We start from the raw sequence: 22,446 nt of genomic DNA on the forward strand, positions 1-22,446 counted from the left end.
TAGCCGTCATGCAACACAAGCACATCGCCTTCAAGCGCCTGACCACCGCCGCCCTGCTGCTGGCGCTGGCGGGCTGCGGGGTCACCGACCGTATCGGCAAACGCATGGAGGACAGCTGGGCGGCCGACATGCTGGCTGACAGCGAGAAGGTCATCCTGACCTCCGACGGCGGCAACCAGCTCAACCCCGATACCGAGGGCAAGCCGCTGTCGGTGGTGATGCGCGTGTACCAGCTGACCGACCTTGAGCGCTTCGCCGCAACCGATGCCGAAACCCTGTGGGATACCCCGGAAAAGGCACTGGGCAATACCCTGGTGGAAGCCCGCGAGATCACCCTGCTACCGGGCATTGGCCAGATCGACCAGTGGCCTCTGGCCAATAGCGCTCGCTACGTCGGCGTGGCGGCGTTCTTCCGTGATGAACAAGGCGCACGCTGGAAAGTCGCCTTCGACGCAAACTCGCTGCGCAAGGACGGCATCTGGTTCTCATCCGACGGGCTGCGGGTACTGGTGGATAAAACCGAAATCAGTGCCATGCGGGGCGTGGATGTGCTGAACAAACCCCCGACTGCCGACCAGCTCGCGGCGGCGCAGAAGGCCAAGGATGCCGCCCCGACGCTCACCGACAAGGTGCAGGACGCGGTCATCCAAAAAGCCAGCGACGCCGCCAGCCAGTCGGCCAGCAACGCCATGGATTCAACCTTCAACTCTTTAGTGGATAGCGTCAAATGAGCAAGCAGAGCCGGGTGATGTGGTCGGAAGGCATGTTCCTGCTGCCCCAGCACTTCCAGTACCAGGACGAGTTCCACCAGCACCAGTTGGCTGAGGCGACCCTGCGCAGTACTCCTTTCCATTGGGGTGTACAGGCGCTGCAGGTGGACGAAGACGCCCTGGCCAACGGTTCGCTGCAGCTCAAGCGCCTGAAGCTGGTGTTCCCTGATGGCAGCCTGTACGACGCTCCGCAGCACGATCCGCTGCCGGCCGCGCGTGACCTCAAGGACCTGCTCAAGGCCAACGACCTGAAGGTTTATGCCGCGCTCAAGCTGCCCGAGCCATTCGGCCTCAATTACGTCGAGGATGGCCACGAGCACAAGGCCGCACGGCGCTTTCGCAAGCAGTTCGACACCCTGCCCGACCTTAATGAAGGTGAGCTGGAGAACGAGATCACCAGCCTGCGCCTGAACGTGGTCATGCTGGTCGACGGCGACAGCCTCGATGGCTACAGCTACTGCCCGCTGGCGAAGCTGACACGCAACAGCATGGGCGGCTTCAACCTCGACCCGCATTTCGTCCACCCTACCCTGCACCTGGGCAGCCACGAAACCATCACCAGCCTCGGCAAACGCCTGCTCGGTGCCCTGCAGGCCAAGAGCAAGGCGCTGTCCGGCCGACGCCGCGAGCGCGCCGACCAGATCGCCGAGTTCGGCTCCAGCGACGTCACCTTGTTCTGGCTGTTGAACACGGTCAACCGTGCCCACCCGCAATTGGCGCATCTGCTGGCCCATACGCGCCTGCACCCGGAGCGCCTGTACCTGTTCCTCGCCGACCTGGCCGGCGGGCTGCTGACCTTCACCCTGGACACCCAGCTCAGCGACATCCCCGAGTACGACCACCAGGACCCTGCGGCATCGCTGGTGAAACTGGACGAAATGATCCGCGTAATGCTCGACAACGTGGTGCCCAACCAGTGCATCGTCATCAACCTGACCCAGACCAAACCGTCCCATTGGCAAGGCCAGCTGCACGACCCACGCCTGGCCGAAGCCGACTTCTATATTGCCGTGCACGCCGACATGCCCGGTGCCAGCCTGCTGGAACTGGTGCCCCGAGCGTTCAAGGTCGGCTCGCCGGAAGACATCGAGGTGGTGGTCAACAGCGCCATGCCTGGCGTCACCCTCAATCATGCCGCGCGGTTACCGAACGCGATTCCGGTGCGCCTGGATAACCAGTATTTCGCCATCGAGCCGCACGGCACTGTGTATGAGCGAATGATCAATGCCCAGGCCATCTGCTTCTATGCGCCCAGCGCCTTTACCAACCTCAAGCTTGAACTGATGGCGGTGCTCAAATGACCGAAGCCGTACTGCAACAGGGCGCCGTCGCGGCCGCCAACGACAAACCGACGCTCAAGGACCTGGTCCAGGACTTCATCAGCATGGCGCTGATCGTACGTCGCGGCCGCCAGGTCACCTCGGTGCCGGCCTTCGAGGGCAGCGTAGAACGCTTCTTCGCCAACCTGGAGCGGGATGCTCGCGCGGCCAACTACAGCGTCGAGCAGGTCAAGGACACTCAGTACGCGCTGTGCGCGTTCCTTGATGAAAGCGTGCTGCGCTCAGGCGACAACGCGCTGCGTCGGCATTTTGAGCTGCAGCCGTTGCAGTTCCGCTATTTCGGTGTGCACCTGGCCGGGGAAGGTTTCTTCGAAAAAGTCCAAGCGCTGCGTGCTGACACCAAGCAAAACGTCGATGTGCTCGAGGTCTACCACCTGTGCCTGGCCCTGGGCTTCGAGGGCAAGTTCAGCCTTGGCCAGAAAGACCAGCTGCGTTACCTGGCCAATACCCTGGGCCAGGACATTGCCCGCTACCGCAAGGCGCCCAAAGCGCTGTCACCGGACTGGGCACTGCCCGACCAGGTGTCGCAGATGCTGCGCCATGAAGTGCCGCTGTGGGTGTATCTGGCGCTGATCGCGCTGGTCTGCGTCGCCGTGTACCTGACGCTTGACTGGTTGCTGGACAAGGACGTTGCCGCCCTGTCCGAACAAATCCGCCAGCTGTTCAGTGCCTGAGCACACATCAGGTAGCCGAGTCAGGAAGACATGAAAACATTACTGCGTCTGTTGAAGAGTTTCTGGGTGCTGCTGCCATTGCTGTGGCTGGCGAGCCTGTTGATTGGCTGGCTGGTCGCGCCGCTGGTGCCGTGGCTGCGTCATCACGTACCTGAAGCGCTGGCCATCATCAGTGCCTGCTTCCTGCTGGTGATCGTGCTGCGCCAGTACCAGCGCATCCGCGCCGAGCACAACCTGGAGAACCTGCTGCAAATCGAAGTCGACCGCTCGTGGAACGCCACGGGTGAGTTCCGAGACCAACAGGTATTGCGCGAGCGCCTGAAGCACGCCATCGCCATGCTGCGCACCGATCGCTCAGCCGGTGGCGGCGGCAAGGCGGCGCTGTCCGACCTGCCCTGGTACCTGGTGGTGGGCATGTCCGCTGCCGGCAAGACCTCGCTGCTGACCCATTCCGGTCTGTCGGCCAGCATCGCCACGGCCAACGACAGTGAAAGCGGTACCCAGCATTGTGACTGGTACTTCAGCCCCGACGCCGTAATGATCGACACCGCCGGGCGCTACTTGCGCGACGACCAGTCAGCCAGTGAGTTCTCGGCCTTCCTGCGCATGTTGCGCAAGCAACGCGGCAAGGCGGCGATCAATGGCTTGGTGCTGGTGGTCAGCCTGCCCGAGCTGCTGGCGGCCAACAGCGATGAGCGCAATGCCCTGGCGGCGCAGCTGGTGGCACGGGTAGAAGAATACGCCGAATGCCTCGACGCCAACCCGCCGGTCTACCTGATGCTGAGCAAGACCGACCAGTTACCGGGCTTCAGCCAGGCATTCGACGGCCTCGACCTGCATGAGCGCCAGCAACCGCTGGGCATGACCTTTGGCCTGTCGGAAATCCGCAACAGTGGCCTGCACGCCGTGCTGCAGACGCGCCTGAAGAACTTGCAGGGTCACGTTCGCCAGCACGTCGATGCGCAGATGATCGCCCTCGGCGCCGAGGCCGACAGTGCGCTGTTGAACTTCCCGCAGTACTTCGCCGCCCTCAGCGATGTACTCGAGCAATTCCTCGACCACTTCACGCGTGGCCATCGCGGCGGGACCCCGCTGCTGCTGCGTGGCCTGTACTTCACCAGTGCGCTGCAGACCGGGCAGCAGCTGGGACAAGTCTATGAAGACGTCATCGCCGACGAGTTCGCCTTGCAAGCGGCCTACGATGAGCCTGCCGAACGTGCTGGCAAGCCCGTGGGCAACCGCAGCTACTTCATCACCGACACCTTCCGCCAGGTGATATTCCCGGACCGCGACCTGACCTTGTACCAGTCACGCCTGGGCCGGCAGGCCACGTTCAGCCCGCTGTTACTGGGCCTGGCCGTTGCCACGGGTGTCCTGTTCATTGGCTGGCAGGCATTGTCGTTCATCAACAACCGGCAGTGGCTCGATGGCTTGCGCGGGCAACTGGCGCAGATCGAACATGCGCAGGATCGCGAGCAACTGCTGGCCGCAGGCAAGGGCCTGGAAGTGCTGCGCGAACAGATGGCGGTAGTCGAAGCCCATCGCCTGCAAGGCGTCCCCCTGCCGTTGGCTGCTGGCCTTTACCACGGTGAAGCAGTCCATCAGGTGAGCAGTGCCGCATACCTGGCGCAACTGCGCAGCCAGGCGCTTGAGCCGATCACCCGCAGCCTGCAAGTGCAGATGCGCGCGTTCAACACATTCGCCAACGGCATCAACCAGGAACTGGAGTTCACCCCAGCGCCGCTGCCTAAAAAACGCAACGGCAAGCCTCTCGCCCCTGCCTTGGCCGCCAAGGCCACAGCAGCCAACACCCGCCTGGGTGGCTACGCCGCCAAGGTCAACCTGGCCACCGCCAGCGATGCCGCCGAGCTGTCCGCCACCACCGGTGGCCTGTCGTTGTCCGAAGAAATGCTCGGCCGACTTGACGAACAGCAGGTGGCCTCGATCATCGACGCCTACAACACGCTCAAGCTGTACCTGCTGCTGACCGAGCCCCAGATACATCCAGATCCGGCCTTCGTCGCTGCCAGCCTGCCCCAGGCCTGGACAGGTGCAGCCGCTGAAGGGGCCCCGGCCGACGCCGGGGTAATCGAAGAAAACGCACCGCTTTACGTGCAGTTGCTGGAGCAAGGCCAGGCGCCGGCACTGCCGCGCAACGAGCAACTTATCGACGAGACCCGGCAGAACCTCAAGGCATTCATGATCTCCAGCTCGCTGGTCGATCGTGAATACCTGCGCCTGCAACTTGAGTCGAGCCGCCAGTTCCCGACGTTGAGCCTCAACGACCTGGTGCCCCAACCGGGCCGTGCGCTGCTGTACGGGTCCGCTGGCGTGCCAGCAATCTACACGCGCCAGGGCTGGGACACCTTCGTCAAGCCCGAACTGATCAAGCTGGTGTCGGGCAACCTGCGCAACGAGTCGGACTGGGTGCTGGACGGTGAAGGCGGCGACGCGCTCGTGCAAAAAGCCAACTTCGTGCGCGAGTTCATGACCCGCTACAAGCGCGACTACACCCAGGCCTGGTACAAGATGGTCAGCAGCGTCGGTGTGCGCCACTTCACCGACCTGGCCTCGGCCACCGAGCAACTGGGCCTGCTCAGTGACGTGCAGAACTCGCCTGTGAAAAACCTGCTGGCGGCGGTCAATGACAACACCCAGTGGGACCTGCCGACCAAGCACGCGATCCCGGCCCCTGGCGCCGCTCGCGATGACGGTTTCTGGAGCAAGGTCACCGGCTTGTTCGACACCGAGAACGCCCTGCCCGCCAGCGTTGCCCCGGCCCTGCCGGCGGTGGACGACGGCAGCCTGGCCAAACGTTTCGAGCCGGTGGCGCGAGTGTTTGCGCAAAACAACGCCGAAGGCGCCGACAGCACCATCATGGACCGCTACCTGGCCGCCTTGCGCAAGCTCAAGGTACGCATGAACAACATCCAGCGTTCGCAGGATGTGGGCAAAAGCAGCAAGCAGCTGATCAGCGAAACCTTGGAAGGCCAGCCAAGCGAAGTCACCACCGTACGCAACTATGTGGAGAGCAGCGTCGACACCAGCCAGGACGGCTTGTCCCGCTCACTGCAGGGGCTGTTCAGCCTGCCCATCCAGTACGCCTGGGCGACCCTGCGTGACCCGGCCGGCCAGCAGATCGCCAAGGCCTGGGCGCAACAGATTGCCAAACCGTGGGAACAGGTCATGGCGCACCGTTACCCGATTGCCGGCGGCAGCAACAATGAAGCGTCGGTGAAAGACCTGCAACGCTTCGTCGACCCGGACAGCGGCCTGCTGCCCGCCTTCAAACGTAACGAAATCGGCAACCTGGCCGGCGGTGAGGGCCTGGGTGTGGGCGACAGCAAGGGGCCAGCGCTGGTCAACCCTGGCATGCTCAACAGCATCGACAAGGCCAGCTCGGTGGGCCAGGTGATCGCCAGCCTGTCTGACCGTGACAACGGCTTCGAGATCATGCTGGAGCCGTCGGCCAACTTCACCGACATCGTGTTCACCCTCGACGGCCAGGAGCAGCACTACCGCAACGGCCGTAGCAGCTGGAACCGCTTCGCCTGGCCGGGCACCAGCAACGCACCTGGCGCACGCCTGGACGTAGTGACCCTGAGCGGTGCGCGGGTGACCGTGTTCGACTTCCCGGGGCGCTGGGGCTTGCTGCGTATGAACGAAAGCGCCCGCGTAGACGACCTGGATGGCATTCAGCAACGCTTCAGCTGGAACACCGCCAGTGGTCGCGTGAGCCTTGTGGTGCGCAACTTTGGCGGGGTCAAGCTGACCGACCTGGGTGACGTCAAGGCGCTGAGCGCCCTGAACGACAGGGGCGGCCAATGATCGGTTGTTTCGGCAAGCTACCGTCGAGCGCGGACTTCGTCAGCCTGCATGGCGCGGCGGAGGAAGTCTGCGAGTTCGACGCCTGGTTGCAGTCATCGCTGGCGGCCATGCGCCACTGCGATGACTGGCAGGCGTTGTTCGACGCGCTGCCGGTGTGTTTCTTCAACTACCGCGCACGCAACGGCAACTGGCTGCTGGGTGGCCTGCTCAGCTCGCGCGATGCCAGTCAACGGCGCTACCCGTTTTTCATCTTCCAGTTGCTCAAGGGTGAAGCAGGCACTGCACAGGTCAACCCGTACACCCTTGGCGAGCTGTTCAGCGCACAGATCAAGCCATTGCTGCACCAGGCCGTGCAAGGCGCTGGCAGCGCCAGCCTGTTCGAGCGGATCAAGGCCTTGCGCCCGCTACAGGGCCAGGACCTTGACCTGTTCCGCCGCGTGCACACCAAGTTTCTCCACGATTACAGCCTGACTGATGTCGCCCGAGCCCTACACGGTTCCTGGCCAAATTTCGACAGCGCCACCGCCCTGGCCCACCTGCAGATCAGCCGGGCCGCGCTGCATGGCGATTTTGCAGGCGGTATCGAGTTGCCGCTGCCGGCCGAACGTGGCCTTAAAAACCCTACGGCCGACCTTTGGCTGACCTGGCTCACCCGCATGAGCCGGCAACCCGACGTGCCGGCGGTAAGCCTGCTGGTCGACGATTTCATGCACCCGCGGCTGTACTGCTTCCCGTCGCGCCACGCCAACAGCGCCTACCGCCTGCTCAGTGAATGCGCCGACACACATCAGCACCTGAAGCTGCTCAACCCGCTACCAGGCGCACCACGGCAGCACAATTACGACCGACCTCTTGAACACGTCATCGACCAGTTCGTCGATGCACTGGATGCGACGCCTGTATGAACAAGATCAAGTACTACTGCCTGCGCTACCAACCCTACCTGCTGGGTGTGGCATTCTTCCTGGCGATCTTCCTGGTCTGGGCCATCGGCCGTGCATTGGGCTTTGCCTCGCTGCACAGCTTGCTGGCGGGTATCGGTGCGTTTCTGCTGCTGTCGGCGGGCTATGTACTGTTGCTGTACCGCGGTGCTGGCCAGCACCACAGCCTCGAAGGCCTGCTGCGCGACGACGCCGACCAGGCCGTACTCAGCGCCACCCCGGCCGACCGGGAAGAGGTCAGCCTGTTGCGCGAGCGCCTGCTGCAGAGCATCGAGCGCCTGCACAGCAACAAAGCGCGCGGCGCCTCGGCCAAGGACGCGCTGTATGCCCTGCCCTGGTACCTGGTGATCGGCCAGCCGGCCGCGGGCAAGAGCACGATGATTCTGCAGTCGGGCCTGAACTTCCCCTACGCCGAGCGCGAAGGCGCACGGGTCGCAGGCCTGGGCGGCACGCGCAACTGCGACTGGTTCTTCAGCTCCGAAGCGGTGCTGCTGGACACCGCCGGGCGCTACATGAACAGCCCCGAAGAAGCCGGCAAGTGGCGTGGCTTCTTGCAACTGCTGCGCCAGCACCGCCAGCGCCGCCCGCTCAACGGCTTGATCGTCAGCGTCAGCATCGCCGACATCCTGCATGGCTCGGCCGAGGACCAGGAGCGCGTGGCCAAACGCCTGCGCGAACGCATCCAGGAAAGCTGCGCACTGCTCGAAGTGCGCCTGCCCATCTATCTGGTCTTCACCAAGTGCGATCTGATCCCCGGTTTCACGCCGTTCTATCGCCAGCTGGACGACGCTGCGCGTGGTGAAGTGATGGGCAAAACCTTCTCGCACAAGGGCTACGAGCAGGCCGACTGGGGCCAGCGCTTTGGCAACGCGATGGACGAGCTGGCCAGTTACTGGCGACAGGTGGCCGGCCAACAACTGGTACACCAGGACATTCAGGTCACTCGGCAGAACAACGCGGCCTATCGCTTCCCGCTGGAGCTGGCCGCGCTCAAGCCGCGCCTGCAGCAATTCGTCGACAGCCTGTTGCGTGCCAACCCCTACCAGAATGCAGAGTTGCTGCGCGGGTTCTATTTCACCGCTGCGCTGCAAGCCGACGAGGCCCAGTGGGGCAGCCACGGCCAGCATGTGGCCGAACGCTTCGCACTTGAGCAGGTTGAAGGTTCTGGCACTGCCGGCAGCCAGCCAGCCCCCCTGTTCATCAACAGCCTGTTCCGCAAGGTCATCATTCCCGACCAGCACCTGGTGGCGCTGTACACCAGCAACCACCGCGAGCGCCGGCGCAAGGCCGGGTGGGTTGGCGCCGCCGGCCTGGCAGCGCTGGTGCTCTGCAGCCTGTGGGGCTGGTCGTACCTGAACAACCGCGCCACCCTGGCCAGCATTGCCGGCGAGCTGGCTCAGGCCAAGGCCGACGACCAGGCTGGCAGCGGCCAGTACACCGCCTGGAGAAGCCTTGACCGCTTGCGCTTCTGGGCCGCGCACTACTATCAGCAACACCACGAGCAGGGCGTGCCGCTTGGCATGCGCCTGGGCTTGTACCAGGGCCATGCGGTCGAGCCGCTGCTGCGCAGCCGCTACTTCGCCACGCTGCAGAACGTGATGCTCAAGCCCACGGCCGATAACCTGACCCGTACCCTGTACCTGTTGACCACGCTCAAGGTCTACCAACGCAACACCCGCGAGCTGCAGCCGGTAAGCGGCGTCGACAGCGTCGAGGCCGAGGCGCTGCCGCATGACAACCGCGCCCAGTCGATCGCCGACTTCGGCAAAGCGACCCTGGACACCTACGTGATGCTCTCGCAGGCAATGCGCGAGAAGGCTGACCCTGCGTTCCTCAAGGCGCACCTACCGGACTACTGGTACCCGGCCATCGCCCGCCACACCGGCAAGCGCATGGCCGCAGCCGGTAGCGACGCCAGCGGCGACCAGGACTACCTGTACGCCAGCCGCCAGATCACCTTCTACAGCGACCAGATCCGTGAGCCGGACGTGCCACGCATCCTCGACAACGCCTTCCTGATGTCCAGCTCACGCAACTACATCGACAGCCTGCGGGCCCAGTCGCTGCGCTCGATCGAGACCATCACGCTGGAATCCGACACCCTGTTCGCCTTTGGCCGCGCCGACTTCCAGAGCCTGAAGAACGAAGGCCAGAACCAACTGAGCGCGATTGCCAGCAAGCTGTTGAACACCCCGAACATCGGCAAGGTGGTCATCTCTGGCCACGCCGATCAGCTCGGCGACAGCCAGGGCAACCTGCAGGTTTCGAAGCAACGGGCGCAAACCATCCGCACCTACCTGGTCGGCAAGGGCGTGCCCGCCGAGCTGGTGGTCGCGCAAGGCGAAGGCAGCCGCAAACCACTGGTCAACTGCGACATGCAACAACCGCGGGCGCAATTGATCAAGTGCCTGGAGCCCAACCGCCGGGTGGAAATCGAAGTGCGTGGGCTGAACTGAGCCACGCCGCAAGAACCGGTCGCCCGGGCCTCACAGGAGGAGGCCCGGGTGGCGGCAAGCTACCTCTGCCGGTATGCCCGGCGAGGTCAAAACCAAGGGGCGCATGAGCAACCCTTTACACGTTGTTAATGGAGAGTTTCACAATGGCATTTGACGCGTATATCCAAATCGACGGCATCCCAGGCGAAGTACTGGATGAAAAACACAAGGACTGGATCGAAGTGCTGGGCTACGAGTACGGCGCCACCCAGGCAACCTCGGCTACCGCCAGCTCCTCGGGTGGTGCGTCTTCCGAGCGTGTTGCCCTGAGCGACTTCAAGATCCGCAAGGCCGTCGACAAGGCTTCGGCCAAGCTGTTCGAGCACTGCTGCACCGGCAAGCACATCGCCAAGCTGAAGCTGAACGTGAACCGCGCCGGTGGCGACAAGGTCACCTACCTGACCATCGACATGGAAGAAGTCGTGGTGTCGTCGGTCAAGTTCATCGCCGGTGGCAACCAAGGCGGTGAAGACAAGGCGGTCAGCGACCTGCCTGTAGAAGAAATCAGCTTCAACTTTGCCCGTATCAAGACCACCTACACCCAGCAGAACCGCACCGACGGCCAGGCCGGCGGCAACATCGTCGGTGGCTGGGACCGTACCGCGAACAAAGTGTTCGCCTAAGCCATGGGCCGCTTCGGCGGCCTGTACTGCGCGGCGTGCCAGTTTTCTGGCACGCTGTTCATCAGCCATGTCCAGAGTGTTATATGCCTGAAATCCTCAATGACCTCTCGCTGGCCACACTGGCCGCACCCATCGAAGGTGGCAGTGGCGAAGACTTGAGCTTCTCTGCCTTGTTCGACCAGATCAAGGAAGCCCGCCGGGCGGACCCTGACTACCTGACCCAGGGCGACTGGCAAACCGACTTGAAGACTGCCGACTGGGAGCAGGTAATCAACCTGTCGGCTCAAGGGTTGGCGCAGCAAAGCAAAGACTTGATGCTGGTGGCCTGGCTCAGCGAGGGCCTGGCCCAGCGTGAGCACTTCGAAGGCATCACTTTTGGCCTAGAGCTGACCGAACGGCTTCTGGATACGTTCTGGGACACCCTGTTCCCAACGCTTGAAGACGGCCTGGACGAGCGCGCGGCGCGGCTGTCCTGGCTGAAGACCACGCTCACCGACATTGCCGGTGGCTTGCCCATTACCCAAGGGCAGCATTTTGGCGTGTTGCGCTATGACGAGTCACGCCACGTCGAAAACCTCGCCCTGCAGAACCCCAAGGCAATGCAGACAGCACTGAACGAAGGCAAGATCAACGCCGAGATTTTCCAGCGCTCGGTAGCGCTGAGCGACACTGATCACCTGCGTGCCAAGGCGCTGCAGATCGGCACCAGTCTGAATGCGTGCAAACGCCTGCAGGCCAGCGCCGACCGCCTGTTCGGCCACGAGGCGCCCAGCTTCGCCAGCCTTGCCGACATGCTGTCGCGCGCCAGCCAGCTGGCGGAGAAACTGCTCAAGGATCGCGGCGTCGAGCTGCACCCCGCAGCGGTGGCGGTAGCAGAACCCGAGGCCATCTTTGTCTCTACTGACGCAGCAGGTGAACCGATGAACACGCCCGTCCAGGCCTCTGCGCCTGCCCCTATGCGCACGACACCACTGACCCGCGACGAGGCTTTCACCATGCTTGCGGGCATCGCCCAGTTTTTCAAGCAAAGCGAGCCGCAGAGCCCGGTACCTTACTTGATCGAACGTGCGATCAAGTGGGGCAACATGCCGTTGGAGGGCTGGCTGAGCGATGTGATCAAAGACAGCAACGTGGTGGACAACATTCGTGATGTGCTAGGCACTCGCGAACCAAGGTCCTGATACTCGTTCGGGCTGACCCGGCCTCTTCGCGCACCGACTTGCCAAGGCGCAGGCCAGTACAGCCTCGGCAAATGCTGCTAACGTGAGCGCTCCAAACTGCCAAGGACCGCTCAGATGCCGCCACGCTCACCCACTCCCACCGGTTTCGTCCGCGTCCGTGGCGCCCGCGAGCACAACCTGAAGAACATCGATGTCGATATCCCTCGCGACGCCTTGGTGGTGTTTACCGGCGTGTCCGGTTCGGGCAAGTCATCGCTGGCCTTCTCCACGCTTTATGCCGAGGCCCAGCGCCGCTATTTCGAATCGGTAGCGCCCTATGCCCGGCGCCTGATCGACCAGGTTGGCGTGCCCGACGTGGATGCCATCGACGGCCTGCCGCCGGCAGTGGCCCTGCAACAGCAACGTGGTACGCCAAGTGCCCGCTCTTCGGTGGGCAGCGTCACCACCCTGTCCAGCTCGATCCGCATGCTCTACTCGCGCGCGGGCCACTACCCGGCCGGGCAAGCAATGCTGTACGCCGAGGACTTTTCACCGAACACACCTCAGGGCGCCTGCCCGGAGTGCCACGGCATGGGCCGGGTTTACCAAGTGACCGAAGCGACCATGGTCCCCGACCCGTCGCTGACTATCCGCGAGCGGGCGGTGGCCGCGTGGCCGATGGCCTGGCAGGGGCAGAACCAGCGCGACATCCTGGTGACGCTGGGCTATGACGTGGACATTCCCTGGCGCGACCTGCCCCAGGCGCAACGCGACTGGATCCTGTTCACCGAAGAAACGCCTACCGCGCCCGTGTATGCCGGCTTGACCCCAGCGCAGACCCGCGACGCACTCAAGCGCAAACTGGAGCCCAGCTACCAAGGCACGTTCATGGGTGCACGGCGTTACGTGCTGCATACGTTCATGCACTCGCAAAGCGCGCAGATGCGCAAGCGCGTGGCTCAGTACATGCGCCCCAGCCCCTGCCCGCTGTGCCAGGGCAAGCGCCTGAAGCGCGACGCGCTGGGCGTGACCTTCGCCGGCCTGGACATCGCCGAGCTGTCGCACCTGCCGTTGCAGGCGCTGGCCGAAGTGTTGCGCAAGGTGGCGGCGGCAGACTACCTGACACTGCAGCAGGATGAGCTGACGCTGGAAAAGCGCCTGGCCGCCCAACGCATCGCCAACGAACTGCTGGAGCGTATCGACACATTGCTCGGCCTGGGCCTTGGTTACCTGGCACTTGAGCGCAGCACCCCGACGTTGTCCTCCGGCGAGCTGCAACGCCTGCGCCTGGCTACCCAGCTGAATTCACAGTTGTTCGGCGTGATCTACGTGCTCGACGAGCCATCGGCCGGTTTGCACCCAGCCGACAGCGAAGCGCTGTTCGAAGCCTTGCAACGCCTGAAGCATGCAGGCAATTCGGTGTATGTGGTGGAGCACGACCTGGACACCATGCGCCGCGCCGACTGGCTGGTGGATGTAGGGCCGGCTGCCGGTGAGCATGGCGGTACCATTCTTTACAGCGGGCCGCCTGCGGGCCTGGCCGAGGTCGAGCAGTCATGCACCCGTGCCTACCTGTTCAGCGCCCCGCCCCAGACCAAACGCGCCCCCCGTCAGCCCTGCGACTGGCTGAAGCTTGAAGGCATCACGCGCAACAACCTCGATAACCTCAGCGCTGCCTTCCCGCTGGGCTGCTTCACCGCCGTTACCGGTGTTTCCGGTTCTGGCAAGTCCAGCCTGGTCAGCCAGGCCCTGCTGGAACTGGTAGGGGCACACCTGGGTCATGCCGAGCAACGTGGCGAGCCCGAAGAACACAGCCTGGAAGACGAACCTGATCAGGCCAGTAGCGGCCAGGTGAGTGCGGGGCTTGGCAGCATCAAGCGCCTGGTGCAGGTCGACCAGAAGCCAATCGGCCGCACACCGCGCTCCAACCTGGCCACCTATACCGGCCTGTTCGACCATGTACGCAAGCTGTTCGCCGCCACCGAGCAGGCCAAGGCGCAGGGTTTCGACGCTGGGCGTTTTTCTTTCAACGTTGCCAAGGGCCGCTGCGCCAACTGCGAGGGTGAAGGTTTCGTCAGCGTCGAGTTGCTGTTCATGCCCAGTGTCTACGCGCCCTGCCCAACCTGCCATGGCGCCCGCTACAACCCCGAAACCCTGGCGGTGAGTTGGCAAGGCATGAACATCGCGCAAGTGCTGCAGATGACCGTCGACCAAGCCCTGCAGGTATTTGCCGAACAGCCACCGGTGCGACGTTGCCTGCAAGTGCTGCAGGATATCGGCCTGGGCTACCTGCGCCTGGGCCAACCGGCCACCGAGCTGTCCGGTGGCGAGGCGCAGCGGATCAAGCTGGCTACCGAACTGCAACGCATCGCCCGCGGGGCAACGCTGTATGTGCTGGATGAGCCCACCAACGGTTTGCACCCGCAGGACATCGACCGGCTGCTGGTGCAGTTGAACCGCCTGGTCGAGGGCGGGCACAGCGTGGTAGTGGTCGAGCACGACATGCGTGTGGTGGCGCAAAGCGACTGGGTGATCGATATTGGGCCGGGAGCTGGCGATGCCGGGGGCAAGGTGGTGGTCAGCGGCATCCCGCAAGTCGTGGCTGGCTGTAGCGAAAGCCGTACAGCGGCGTTTCTGGCCAAAGCCTTGTAGTGCCTGCGCATTGCCAGGCTCCGTGGATGGCGCTTAGAATGCGATCAATTCTTAATTGCACCCTTCGCCCGGAGCCTCGCGCCCGTCATGCCGCCCGCCGACCCTACCCTGAACCTGCAAGTCCAGACGCTGTACACCGAGCACCATGGCTGGCTGCAGGGCTGGCTGGGGCGGAAACTGGGCAATGCCTGCGATGCCGCCGACCTGGCTCATGACACGTTCGTGCGCCTGCTCAGCCGGCAGGGCAACAGCTTTTTCGGCAATGAACCCCGGGCCTTGCTGACCCACATCGCCAAGGGCCTGGTGGTCGACCGCTGGCGCCGCCAGGAAGTCGAGCGCGCCTACCTGGAAGCCATCGCACACTTGCCGCAACCCGAGGTGCCCTCGCCGGAAACGCGCTGGCTGATCCTCGAAACCCTGTACCGCATCGACGCCATGCTGCGCGACATGCCGGCCCGTGTACGTCAGGTGTTCCTGCTGTCGCAGCTGGACGGGCTGACCTACGCACAAATTGCAGAACAGCTGCAGGTTTCGCTGATCACCATCAAGCGCGACATGCGCACGGCTTTCCTTGCCTGCCTGAGCATCGACTGATGGTGCAGCGCATCGACCCACTGATCCTTGGCGAAGCCGCTGACTGGCTGGTGCAGCTGCAGTCGGGCAACGCCACCGAGGACGATCGCCGTGCGGTCCTGGCCTGGTGCCAACGCAGCGCCCAGCACGCCCAGGCGTGGCAGCGTGCCGAGGCCATCCTCGGTGATTTCCGCCGCCTGCCCACCCCGGTTACCGGTGAAACCCTGCGCCGCCTGAGCCGCAACGGGGCGGTAAGCCGTCGCCAGGCCCTGCAGCGCCTGGGGCTGTGGCTGCTGGCAGCACCCACGGCCTGGCTGGCCTGGCGTGAAACCCCTTGGCAGCAATGGACCGCCGATGCGCGCACCGCGGTCGGCGAGCAACGCGCATTGACACTTGCCGACGGTAGCCAGGTGCTGCTGAACACCGACACAGCCATCGATATCACCTTCGACGCCCAACAGCGCCGCATCGACCTGCTGGCGGGCGAGATTCTGCTCACCAGCGCCAAGGACCCTGCCACCCTGGCGCGGCCGCTGCTAGTGCGCACCCTGCATGGTCAGGCGACTGCGCTGGGCACACGCTTCAGCGTGCGTATCGATGGCGCGCTGACCCGGGTGGCCGTACTTGAAGGCGAAGTGGCTACACGCCCGCTGCATGCCGCAAGCCTGTTGCTCAAGGCTGGCGAGCGCAGCGCTTTCGATGCCGACCGAGTACTGCCCGCCTCAGCGCTGGAAACCGGTGACCTGGCCTGGGAGCACGGCATGCTGCTGGCGCGCGACATGCGCCTGGCCGACCTGTTGCTGGAGTTAGGTCGCTATCGCCCAGGCGTGCTGCGCTGCCACCCGGCAGTGCGCGAGCTGAAGGTATCGGGCGCCTTTCCAGTGGCAGACACCGACGCCAGCTTGCGGCTGCTGGGTGACACCCTACCTGTATCAATCCAGGGTTTGACCCGTTACTGGGTGACGGTGGAGCCCCTAAGCTGACACGCCCCTACAGGGACCGCGAAAAAGTCAGTGATACCTTTACCTGCGTCGTCCGGTGATGAGTGCAGAACCTTCATTTTCTGCACCCACAGGATGCTTGCATGACGCCCCGCCAGCCGTACCGCTTGCCCTTCAAGGCACTGAGCCTTGCCATCGCCATGGCCGCCCTGGCCCCCACGGCGATGGCCGCCGACACCACCCCGCGCACCTATCACCTGGCCGCTGGCCCACTGGCCGACGTGCTGGCGCGCTTCGCCGCCAGCGCCGGAGTACCATTGTCGTTCGACCCGGCCCTGCTCAACGGCCTACAAAGCCAGGGCCTGCAGGGTAACCACAGCGTCCCGGAAGGTTTCACCCGCCTGCTGGCCGGCAGTGGCTACAGCCTGATCACCACCGACAGCGGCGGTTATACCTTGGCGCCGACGGTCGACCTGGGCAATGCCCTGGAACTGGGTGCGACCACCATCAACAGCGACCTGGCCGCCAGCAGCGACACCTGGCAAGGTGGCCAGGTAGCCCGCAGCGCGCGCCTGGGCGTGCTCGGCGACCAGGCCATCAGCGACGTGCCGTTCAGCGTTACCAGCTACACCGCCAAGACCATCGCCGACCAGCAGGCCCGCACCCTGGGTGACGTGTTGCTCAATGACGCGTCGGTGCGCCAGTCGGCGGGCTTCGGCAACTTCTCGCAAGTGTTCACCATTCGCGGTTTGCCGCTGAACACCGACGACATCAGCTACAACGGCCTTTACGGCGTACTGCCGCGGCAGATCGTGACCACCGAAGCGCTCGAGCGAGTCGAGGTGTTCAAAGGGTCCAGTGCCTTCCTCAATGGGGTCGCACCGCAAGGCAGCGGCATTGGGGGTGCAATCAACCTGGTGCCCAAGCGCGCCGAAGATACCCCCACACGGCACGTTACCCTCGACTATGCCACTGGCGACAACATTGGCGGCCATCTCGACCTGGGCACGCGGTTTGGTGAGGACAATCGTTTCGGCGCCCGCATCAACCTGGCCCAGCATGACGGCGGCACTGGCGTGGACGACGAAGCCCAGCATTCCACCCTGGTTGCCGTGGCCCTTGATTACCGTGGCGAGCGGCTGCGCTTGTCCACCGATCTGGGCTACCAGAAGGAACGCATCAACCAGGGCCGCGCGGTGATCTACCCCACCGGCAGCAAGGTGCCCCACGCGCCTTCAGCGCGTGACAACTATTCGCAAGCCTGGAGCTGGTCGCAGCTGGAAGACACCTACGGCATGCTCAACGCCGAGTACGACCTGAACGACAACTGGATGCTGTATGCCGGCGCCGGCGCCAAGCACACGCGTGAGAACGGCGAATACTCCTCGCTGTACGTCAGCGACGCGAACGGCACCGCGCGCGGCGGTTTTCTGTATTCGCCCCACGACGAGGACAACAAAAGCGCCGTCGCCGGGCTCAATGGCCGCTTTGCCACCGGCCCGGTCAGCCACCGGGTCAATTTCGGCCTGTCAGGCATGTGGGGTGAACAGCGTTCGGCCTACGAGGCACTGGTTGCCAGCAAGCGTTATGACAGCAACCTGTACAACCCGGTGAAAGTGCCGCGCCCCACCGACACCTACTTTGGCAGCGACCTGCACGACCCGCGCATCGTCGGCAAAAACCGCAACAAGAGCGTCGCATTGTCCGACACCCTGGGTTTTCTTGATGACCGCGTCCTGTTGACCGTGGGTGTGCGCCGGCAATCGATCAGCGTCGACAGCTGGGCGACCGCCACGGGGGTGCGCAACACGCCGTACGACGAGTCGATCACCACACCGGTGTATGGCTTGGTGATCAAGCCTTGGGAGCATGTGTCGTTCTATGCCAACCGCATCGAGGGCTTGGCCCAGGGCCCGACGGCACCGTCGAGTGTCAGCAATGCCAACGAGGTGTTCCCGCCCAAGCGCAGCAAGCAGGTCGAGGCTGGGGTGAAACTGGACTGGAACAGTTTTGGCGCCACCTTGGGCGTGTACCGCATCGAACAGCCCAACAGCGTCACCTACCGCGCTCCGGGCGCTGCGCTGGACACATTCAGCATGGACGGCGAGCAGGTCAACAAAGGCGTGGAACTGAACCTGTTTGGTGAGCCCGTCGACGGCTTGCGCCTGCTGACAGGCGCGGTATTCATGCACACCGAGCAGAAGCACACGGCCTATGGCAGCAACGACGGCAACCGCGCCGCTGGCGTGCCACGCTTCCAGTACAACCTGGGTGCCGACTGGGACGTGCCTGGCATTCAAGGCGCCGCGCTCAGTGCCCGCTTGCTGCGCACGGGTGGCCAGTATGTGAATGCGGCCAACAGCCTGAGCATTCCGGCCTGGACCCGAGTGGACCTGGGCGCACGCTACCGTTTCAAGGTCGATGACAAGCAAGTGACATTGCGCGCCAACGTGGAGAACGTGGCGAACAAGGCGTACTGGGCTTCGGCGTCGACTTCCAACAACTACTTGACCCAAGGTACGCCGAGAGTGCTGCGATTGTCGGCCAGTGTAGACTTCTGAGCCATTCGCGGCACAGGGCTGTTCCTACAGCGACGGCATCGCCTGCAAATGCGAGGCAGTGCGTGTAGGAGCAGCCTTGTGCTGCGAAAGGGCCGGAAGATGTCGTGGCCACTGCCCTACATCCACCAGGCCAACACCACCGGCAACCAGGCAAACGACAGCACTGTCGAGCACATCACCAGGTTTGCCACCTGCTCCGGCTCACGGTTGGCCCGTACCGCCATCAGGTAGTTGAACACGGCTACCGGCATCGCCGACTGCACCACCAGCACTGCACGCTCCAGGCTCTCCATACCCAGCGCTGCGCCCACCGCCCAGCCCACCCCGGCCCCCAGGCCAATGCGCAAACCACCCAGCAGCATGCCACTGCCAACATGGCGCAGGCGAATGCTGGCCAGCGATACCCCGAGGGTCAGCAGCATCAGCGGAATGGTCATGCCACCCAGCAAGTCCGCGGTATTGGCCAGCCAGCGCGGCAGCTCGAAGTCCAGAAATATGATCGGCATGGCACCGGCCAGGCTGATCACGATGGGGTTGCGCAGCAAAGCCTTGAGCGAAGCGGCAGTGCCGGAAATGGCCATACCAATGGTGAACTGCACGATCGAGAGGGTGAGAAAGAACGCCACGGCCAGGGCCAGGCCATGTTCACCAAAGGCGTACAGGCTGATCGGCAGCCCCATGTTGCCGGTGTTGGGGAACATGAACGCCGGCAGCAGTACCCGCCAGTGCATCCCCGAAACGCGGCACACCAGCAAAGCGGCCATGGCCATGCCCAGGGTGCACAGCAGACAGGCCATGGCCATGCTGGTGAAGGCGGCGGGGTCCAGCTCGGTGCGGCTGAGGGTGGACAGTACCAATGACGGTGTGCCAACGGTCATCACCACCCGAGCGATGAACTCGGTGGGGTAGTCCAGGCCCTTGCGGGCCCAGATATAGCCGATGCCGGCGACGATGAATACCGGGGCCAGGACTGCAAACAACGACGCGAACATGGGGGCCTTCCTTGGTGTGGGTTCAGCATTATGCAGCAGTCTGCAAGATTGCCCAGATAACCTCACCCCTGTCGGAGCAGCCCTCAAGATTGTCTGTAAAAGACACTTTCATGTCGCCCACAGACTGCGGCGTCTCGTCGCATACCGTTGCCCCTTGGGCAAAAGCTTCCAAGCCCGTAGAATCCCGCTTCCTTTTCGCCCGTCGCCTTGAACGGTGGCAACCAGCAGCAAAGACAGAGTCAGCGCCTGAACACATGAACGCACATGTGAAATAGGCTCAACCCTCCCCGCCCGGCCCCTTCCCAAAAGGCCCAGCGGTTGAGTCTTGCCCAGGTCGCATCCGTGTCGCCACTCGCCCCTTGTTGGGCCGAGCCGGTGTGCGCGTCCGAGAAGGCGCTCATTCCGCTCATCCAACTAGAGGTACGTATGTCTCCGCGTTTGCTGGCCATGGCGCTGGCGCCCCTGCTCGGGCTGTTCATCATCGCCCTGGGCAACGGCTTCATGTCTTCCCTGACCACCCTGCGCCTGGGCGCTGCCGGTGAGTCCGCCACCACCATTGGTATCGTCTCGTCGACCTACTTCATCGGCCTGACCCTTGGTGCCATCTTCAACGACCGGCTGATCCTGCGCATCGGCCACATCCGCGCCTATACCAGCTTCGCCTCGCTGATCGCCGTGACCATCCTGCTGCAGGGGCTGTTCTATGACGTCACCTGGTGGTCTGTGCTGCGCCTGATCAATGGCTGGGCGGCCGTCGGCGTGTTCCTGGTGATCGAAAGCTGGCTGCTGCTGGCCGGTGACGCGAAAATCCGTGGTCGCTTGCTGGCGCTGTACATGATCGCGTTCTATGGTGCCGGGGTAATCGCCCAGGCCGGCCTTGGCGAAATTACCCAGTTGGGCGAAACCGCACCCTTCATGCTGGCTGGCGTACTGGCCGCCCTGTCGGTGCTGCCAATCGTGATCCTGCCGCGGGTGTCGCCGCTGTTGGACCAGGTCGAACCCCTCAAGCCCCGCCAATTGCTGGGTGTGGCGCCGTCGGGCCTGGTCGGTTGCTTCGGCTCGGGCGTGGCCATTGCCGGTATTTATGCGCTGCTGCCGCTGTACCTGCAACGCATCGGCCTGGAGGTAGGGGAAGTTGGCAACATGATGGCCTGGGTGATCCTGGGTGCCATGCTGCTGCAATACCCGGTCGGGCGCTGGTCCGACCGCAAGGACCGCCAAGATGTGCTGATTGCCCTGGCTGCCCTGTGCGTGGTGCTGTCGCTGATCACGGTGTTCCTGCCGTCGGACTCGTTCCTGCTGCCGGCCATGCTGTTCCTGCTCGGTGGCGGCGTGTTCACCCTGTACCCGGTGGCGGTCAGCCACGCGGCCGACCGCGCGCCTTCCGATGCGCTGGTACCGATGATTCAGGGCCTGCTGCTGATCAACTCGCTGGGTTCGGCCATGGCGCCGGTGGCCATTTCGCCGATGATGAGCGAATTTGGCGAGGCCGGGCTGTTCTGGGCCTTTGCCGTGGTCAACCTGGCCATGGTGTGCTTCTTCATGTGGCGCCGTGGCAAGCGCCCGGCCGCGGAGCACCCAGCCCCGTTCACCGCTTCGACGACCTTCTCGCCAACCGGCGCCGAGCTGAGGGTGACCGAAGACCTGATGCATGCGGCCCAGGAGCATCCGCCGCTGGAGCCAGTGGAGCCCGTGCAGGCTGCCCGTAGCGAAACGCACTGACCCCAGGGGCCGCACAGCGGCCCCTCCCCTGCGACCACTCGTCGCCCAGAAGGCACCCCTCCTCACACCCCCAGCCAAACGAATGACAGATCATCCGCAAAGGAGACGTCCCATGATCCGCATTCGCCCGCTCTCCCTGTGTCTGGCGCTGGCCCTGACCAGCCTCGCCGGCACTACGTTCGCCGCCACCGATACCCATACCGACAGCCGCCCGCAAACCGACCAGTCTGGCGGCAAGACCGCCGGTGATGACAGCAGCGTCAACAGCCCCGGCAGTGGCAAAAGCAACGACAGCAGCGACACCGGCAGCAATACCGATGCCGCCGACGGCGCCAGCGGCGGTTCCAACAGCACTGGCGAAGCCACGGGCTCCGGCGCCGGGTACAGCGGTGGCACCGCCGAGGACCAGGACAGCCACTGACGCGGGCCTGGGCTACACTGCGCTCCAACGCCCTGCCAAGGAGTTGCCATGAACCTCAAACCCTGGCTGCTCGCCGCCCTGATGCCTTGCGCGGCCTTGGCTAACAGCAGCAACCAAGGCGCGCTGTCGATCAGCTCCTCGTCGTTCACCGATGGTGGCGTGATTGCGTTGCAGCAGGTTGGCCTGGACCCGGCCTGCGGTGCCGGCGAGGAGCGCACCCCGCAACTGAGCTGGGACAACCTGCCCGAAGGCACCCAATCGCTGGCCCTGATCATGTTCGACCCAGACGGCGGCAAGGGTGTCGGCGTAGTGCACTGGGTTGCCTACAACATCGACCCCGAACAGGATGGGCTCAAGGAAGGTATGGCCGGGCTGAGCGGGCAGTACCTGACCGTGGGCCGAAACTCGAGGGGCACCCGCAGCTACCGTGGCCCCTGCCCACCCGCCGGCGACAACCCGCACCACTATGCATTGACCCTGATCGCCACCGACCTGCCGTTAGGTACATTGCCCGAAGACCTGGACCGCAACGGCCTGCTGGAGCTGCTGCAAGGCCACGCACTGGGGGCGCAGAGCCTGGTCGGGCGCTACGGCCATTGAACCATTCAGTACAAAAATAAATGATCAGCTCCATAGCATTTATCCATTGAATGGCCCGCACCAACTGAAGTAAGCTCGGGGTCATTCACTGGAGAGCAACATGCCGAAACACACCCGCAACCACGCCAACCACACCGGTCGCAGCCTGCGCCC

General features: G+C 64.0%; 16 protein-coding genes. 15 read left to right on the forward strand and 1 reads right to left on the reverse strand.

Annotation, left to right across the window (positions count from 1 at the left end; all coding sequences use genetic code 11):
• Window positions 1–8 precede the first annotated feature (8 nt).
• From tssJ to DM807_RS17650, 12 genes are all read left to right on the forward strand, one after another.
• On the forward strand, window positions 9–731 hold the full coding sequence (gene tssJ / locus DM807_RS17595) for a type VI secretion system lipoprotein TssJ (protein WP_012272403.1): 723 nt from the start codon (window positions 9–11) through the stop codon (window positions 729–731).
• Entirely contained in the window at window positions 728–2,071 is a 1,344-nt protein-coding gene (tssK, locus tag DM807_RS17600; RefSeq protein WP_179027618.1) for a type VI secretion system baseplate subunit TssK, read from the forward strand. Before tssJ ends, tssK begins: the two co-directional genes overlap by 4 nt.
• Complete coding sequence (icmH, locus tag DM807_RS17605) at window positions 2,068–2,784, forward strand: type IVB secretion system protein IcmH/DotU (protein ID WP_012272405.1); 717 nt, start codon at window positions 2,068–2,070, stop codon at window positions 2,782–2,784. The genes tssK and icmH overlap by 4 nt, the downstream gene beginning before the upstream one ends.
• 30 nt (window positions 2,785–2,814) lie before the next feature.
• Entirely contained in the window at window positions 2,815–6,612 is a 3,798-nt protein-coding gene (locus tag DM807_RS17610) for a type VI secretion protein IcmF/TssM N-terminal domain-containing protein (RefSeq protein ID WP_179027619.1), read from the forward strand.
• Complete coding sequence (tagF, locus tag DM807_RS17615) at window positions 6,609–7,517, forward strand: type VI secretion system-associated protein TagF (protein ID WP_060493111.1); 909 nt, start codon at window positions 6,609–6,611, stop codon at window positions 7,515–7,517. The genes DM807_RS17610 and tagF overlap by 4 nt, the downstream gene beginning before the upstream one ends.
• Complete coding sequence (tssM, locus tag DM807_RS17620; protein WP_179027620.1) at window positions 7,514–10,009, forward strand: type VI secretion system membrane subunit TssM; 2,496 nt, start codon at window positions 7,514–7,516, stop codon at window positions 10,007–10,009. Before tagF ends, tssM begins: the two co-directional genes overlap by 4 nt.
• A 143-nt stretch (window positions 10,010–10,152) precedes the next feature.
• Window positions 10,153–10,671: an Hcp family type VI secretion system effector gene (locus DM807_RS17625; protein ID WP_012272409.1), complete on the forward strand. Its 519-nt coding sequence runs from the start codon at window positions 10,153–10,155 to the stop codon at window positions 10,669–10,671.
• 83 nt (window positions 10,672–10,754) lie between these two features.
• Window positions 10,755–11,852 carry a type VI secretion system protein TssA gene (gene tssA / locus DM807_RS17630; protein WP_060493109.1) on the forward strand — a complete coding sequence of 366 codons (1,098 nt, stop codon included), beginning with the start codon at window positions 10,755–10,757 and terminating at the stop codon, window positions 11,850–11,852.
• A 114-nt stretch (window positions 11,853–11,966) separates the two neighbouring features.
• A complete protein-coding gene (locus tag DM807_RS17635) occupies window positions 11,967–14,483 on the forward strand; it encodes an excinuclease ABC subunit UvrA (RefSeq protein ID WP_060493108.1) in 2,517 nt (838 codons plus the stop codon).
• 87 nt (window positions 14,484–14,570) lie between these two features.
• Window positions 14,571–15,077: a sigma-70 family RNA polymerase sigma factor gene (locus DM807_RS17640; RefSeq protein WP_179027621.1), complete on the forward strand. Its 507-nt coding sequence runs from the start codon at window positions 14,571–14,573 to the stop codon at window positions 15,075–15,077.
• Window positions 15,077–16,039 carry a FecR domain-containing protein gene (locus tag DM807_RS17645; protein ID WP_179027622.1) on the forward strand — a complete coding sequence of 321 codons (963 nt, stop codon included), beginning with the start codon at window positions 15,077–15,079 and terminating at the stop codon, window positions 16,037–16,039. The genes DM807_RS17640 and DM807_RS17645 overlap by 1 nt, the downstream gene beginning before the upstream one ends.
• Window positions 16,040–16,140: 101 nt before the next feature.
• Window positions 16,141–18,558, forward strand: a complete 2,418-nt coding sequence (locus DM807_RS17650) for a TonB-dependent receptor (RefSeq protein ID WP_179027623.1) — start codon at window positions 16,141–16,143, stop codon at window positions 18,556–18,558.
• A gap of 116 nt (window positions 18,559–18,674) precedes the next feature.
• Here the strand turns inward: DM807_RS17650 and DM807_RS17655 are convergent, their stop codons facing one another.
• Window positions 18,675–19,550: an AEC family transporter gene (locus tag DM807_RS17655; RefSeq protein ID WP_060493105.1), complete on the reverse strand. Its 876-nt coding sequence runs from the start codon at window positions 19,548–19,550 to the stop codon at window positions 18,675–18,677.
• A 426-nt stretch (window positions 19,551–19,976) separates the two neighbouring features.
• On the opposite strand from DM807_RS17655, the gene DM807_RS17660 reads away from it, so the two are divergent.
• From DM807_RS17660 to DM807_RS17670, 3 genes are all read left to right on the forward strand, one after another.
• Window positions 19,977–21,272, forward strand: a complete 1,296-nt coding sequence (locus tag DM807_RS17660; RefSeq protein WP_012272416.1) for an MFS transporter — start codon at window positions 19,977–19,979, stop codon at window positions 21,270–21,272.
• Between the two features lie 112 nt (window positions 21,273–21,384).
• Window positions 21,385–21,693, forward strand: coding sequence for a hypothetical protein (locus tag DM807_RS17665; protein WP_012272417.1), 309 nt, complete (start codon window positions 21,385–21,387; stop codon window positions 21,691–21,693).
• 48 nt (window positions 21,694–21,741) lie between these two features.
• Complete coding sequence (locus tag DM807_RS17670) at window positions 21,742–22,293, forward strand: YbhB/YbcL family Raf kinase inhibitor-like protein (RefSeq protein ID WP_012272418.1); 552 nt, start codon at window positions 21,742–21,744, stop codon at window positions 22,291–22,293.
• Window positions 22,294–22,446: the final 153 nt, after the last annotated feature.

The sequence above is a fragment of the Pseudomonas hunanensis genome (assembly GCF_013393325.1).
Lineage (GTDB): Bacteria > Pseudomonadota > Gammaproteobacteria > Pseudomonadales > Pseudomonadaceae > Aquipseudomonas > Aquipseudomonas putida_P.